This is a genomic window from Candidatus Frankia alpina (genome assembly GCF_902806485.1).
GTDB classification, from domain to species: Bacteria; Actinomycetota; Actinomycetes; order Frankiales; family Frankiaceae; genus Frankia; species Frankia alpina.
Map to the genome: position 1 here is coordinate 1 of NZ_CADCWT010000468.1, position 1,373 is coordinate 1,373.

2 protein-coding genes are annotated in these 1,373 nt (G+C 71.0%); both read right to left on the reverse strand.

Features of this window, described 5'->3' with window-relative positions; genetic code table 11:
* Positions 1-31: 31 nt before the first annotated feature.
* Positions 32-763 (reverse strand): phosphatase PAP2 family protein, encoded by a 732-nt coding sequence (locus G6R25_RS23975; RefSeq protein ID WP_235949531.1) that lies wholly within the window; start codon positions 761-763, stop codon positions 32-34.
* Between the two features lie 109 nt (positions 764-872).
* Positions 873-1,316, reverse strand: coding sequence for an SDR family NAD(P)-dependent oxidoreductase (locus tag G6R25_RS23980; protein WP_235949532.1), 444 nt, complete (start codon positions 1,314-1,316; stop codon positions 873-875).
* Positions 1,317-1,373: the final 57 nt, after the last annotated feature.

Sequence of the window (1,373 nt, forward strand, 5' to 3'; positions counted from 1 at the left end):
CAGCGGACGCGGCTACGCAGGTGGGCGGGGCTCAGCTAGGTGACGCGAGATTCCCCTCACCGCGCCGGCAGGCGAGCCGGTCGTGGGCGCGGTGGAAGACACGGTCGACTCCGGCGAGCAGCAGCACGGCGAAGATCGTGCCGGCCACGACGTCGGTCGGCCAGTGCACGCCGAGATACACCCGGGTCGACCCGATCGCGGTGACGACCACGCACGAGACGGCGACGCTCGCCCGCCAGGCCCGCCGCGACGACGTGTACAGCGAGATCACGATCGGAACCATGCCCCACAGCGCCGCGGCGGCCATCACGTGGCCGCACGGGAAGGACGGGCCGACCCCGGCAACCATCCGGTCGATGTCCGGCCGCGGCCGGTCGACCAGCGCCTTCGCGGTGAACTCGGCCAGTGGCCGCAGAGCGGTGACGGCGAGGACGGTGGCGCCGACCGTCCGGCACCGGGCCCAGGCGACCAGCCCGAGCAGCGGGCCGAGGGTGTAGACGACGCGGGAGCTGCCGAAGAACGACACCCGCCGGACGATCCAGTCCAGCGTGGCGGTGCGATGGGCGATGATCCAGGACTCGATCGGGGAGTCGAGGTGGCCGACGACGAACCCGTTCGCCCAGTGCACGGTCACGGCCATCACGGCCAGGATCGCGGCGAGGACGGCCAGGCGGCGCCAGCCCGGGACGAGCACCGGGGCGGCCGAGGTCGGAACGTGCCGCCGGCTCTCCAGGAAGGCCGAGGGCGATAGAGGGGGGGACACGAGGACTTCAGTCGTGACAGTCATTATCACAAGAGCGTATAGGCCCGTTCCCCAGGTGTCTCGGCCACGGTCGGTGCGATCATGGGGCACCGGCCGTCCGCGACGGCGATCAGTCCCACATGAGCCCGCCGTCGATGAGCAGGGAGTGGCCGGTGATGAACCCGGCCTCGTCGGAGAGCAGGTAGGCGACGGACCCGGCGACCTCCGCCGGGGTCCCGATGCGCCCCATCGGGACGAGGGAGGCCCATTCCGCCTGCTGCTCGGGGCCGTAGCCGGCCAGCCCCTCGGTGAGGATCGTGCCGGGACAGACGGCGTTGACGCGGATGTTGCGCCGGGCGTACTGCAGCGCCGCGTTCTTCGTCAGGTCGACGACGCCGTGTTTGGCGGCGGTGTACCCGGCCATCGCCGGGGCGTTCTTCACCCCGGCGTTGGAGGCCATGTTCACGATCCGGCCGTGCCCGGCGGCGACCATGTGGCCGAGCTCGGCGCGCAGGCAGAGGAACACCCCCCGCAGGTCCACCCCGAGGACCCGGTCCCAGTCCTCGATCGGCACTGAGCCTTTCCCGGTAACGTTTCGTCGCTTTGCGTGACATCAATGTTGTGTTGGTGT